The sequence below is a fragment of the Allobosea sp. CER48 genome (assembly GCF_044752385.1).
Classification (GTDB): domain Bacteria; phylum Pseudomonadota; class Alphaproteobacteria; order Rhizobiales; family Beijerinckiaceae; genus Allobosea.
Window position 1 is genome coordinate 1 of record NZ_JBIWYK010000582.1, and the last position, 1,684, is coordinate 1,684.

Annotated in this window: 1 protein-coding gene and 1 pseudogene; both read right to left on the reverse strand. The window is 66.6% G+C overall.

The annotated features are described in order from the left end of the window. A pseudogene (locus ACIPIA_RS15700) lies at positions 1 to 423 on the reverse strand (helix-turn-helix transcriptional regulator); the annotation flags it as partial. A 127-nt stretch (positions 424 to 550) separates the two neighbouring features. Beyond that, the gene (argC, locus tag ACIPIA_RS15705) at positions 551 to 1,486 is read right to left on the reverse strand and encodes an N-acetyl-gamma-glutamyl-phosphate reductase (RefSeq protein ID WP_400510909.1); all 936 of its coding nucleotides are present in this window, start codon (positions 1,484 to 1,486) and stop codon (positions 551 to 553) included. Between the last annotated feature and the right edge of the window lie 198 nt (positions 1,487 to 1,684).

The window sequence follows — 1,684 nt, forward strand, 5'->3', positions numbered from 1 at the left end:
CGAAAACGAGCGCTCGCAATGAACGATCGTCATGTCGCCGGTCGGCGCCGCGATCGCCGTCGCGACGCCCGATCCGTAACCAGCGGGGATCAGCATGTCCTGATAGATGGGCTCCCGCGCGATTTCATCGCGGCTGAAAACATCCTCGTCGGTGATGAAGCCGTGGCGTCCGTGGGCGAGCAGGCGCTGAGCCCGTTCGTTGACGCCGAACGGGATGCGCCGGAGCACATCCTCATAGGCCTCGCCGAATTCAGGCGACGAGGCGATCAGGCGAGCCTCGTTGTCGAGAACCGTGCCCAGGAGGGCTTCGCTGCAGCCAGCGATGACGGCCGTGTCCCGCAATACGCGTGACCAGCCTTCCGGCACGATCGCGGCTTCGTAGATGCCGTCGATCAGTGTGTTCTCGAACTCGCTGCTTTGCACGACTTCCCCTCAGAGCCGCCACTCTAGCCGGGCCACAGCAAAACACCTCCCCCAATTGGGGGAGGTGTCGTGCGCTTTCGCTGCAGGTGCGGACAGGCATTCATCTGCCCGGGACCGCGGAACGGCTTCAGCCCTCCGGCAGGCCGAGCATGAGGCGGATGTTCTGGACAGCCGCGCCGGAGGCGCCCTTACCCAGATTGTCGAGCCGGGCGACGAGCACGGCCTGGCCGAGATCATCCTGCCCGAAGACACGCAGCTCGAGCTTGTTGGTGTCGTTCAGCGCCTCGGGCTCGATCTTGCCGCCCATGCCCTCCTGGGAGAGCACGCTGACATAGGTCGAGCGGGCATAGCGCTCCGCCAGAGCGTGGTGGAGATCGGCGACGCTCGGCCGGCCCGGCAGCGTATCGAGATGCAGTGGCACGGAGACCAGCATTCCCTGCCGGAAGTTGCCGACCGAAGGCACGAAGATCGGCCGGCGGGTCAACCGGGCATAGGCCTGCAGCTCCGGCAGGTGCTTGTGGCGCAGGCCGAGGCCATACAGCTCGAATGCCGGTGCGACACCCGTCTCGAACTCCTCGATCATCGACTTGCCGCCGCCGGAATAGCCGGAGACCGCATTGACGGTAACGGGGTGGTCGTGAGCGATGAGCCCGGCGTCGACGAGCGGGCGCAGCAATGCGATGGCGCCGGTCGGATAGCAGCCGGGATTGGCGACGCGATCCGCCTTGGCAATCTTCTCGGCATGTCCCGGCTCCAGCTCGGCGAAGCCGTAGACCCAGCCGGGCGCGACGCGGTGCGCGGTGGCGGCATCGACGATCTTGGGCGCATCCGCACCGAGGTCGTCGGCGAGCGCGACCGATTCCTTGGCGGCGTCATCGGGCAGGCAGAGCACGACGAGATCGACGCTCGCCATCATGTCCTTGCGCGCGGCCGGGTCCTTGCGCTTGCCGGGGTCGATGCTCCTGACCGCAACCTCCGGCACCGCAGCCAGACGCTCGCGGATACCGAGCCCGGTGGTGCCGGCCTCTCCGTCGATGAAGATGGTTTTCAGGTTCTGGCTCATCAGGACCCCCGATCGCTGGGCAGGCACGTCAATGGATGGGCTTCAGGCATAAAAAAACCGCGCTTCTGGCGCGGTCGCGGGCGTTCGGTCATCGGCCGAGCGTCATCGCGGGCGCGCCGGAGCGGCCTGGTACGGGCGACGTCGGGACAGGTTTCTGACCATCGGTCCGATATGAGGGAGCGGCCGGCCCCTGTCAAT

Bases quoted from the DNA above. Each gene is read 5' to 3' on its own strand.
- argC (WP_400510909.1), bottom strand. From the start codon at position 1,486: ATGAGCCAGAACCTGAAAACCATCTTCATCGACGGAGAGGCCGGCACC.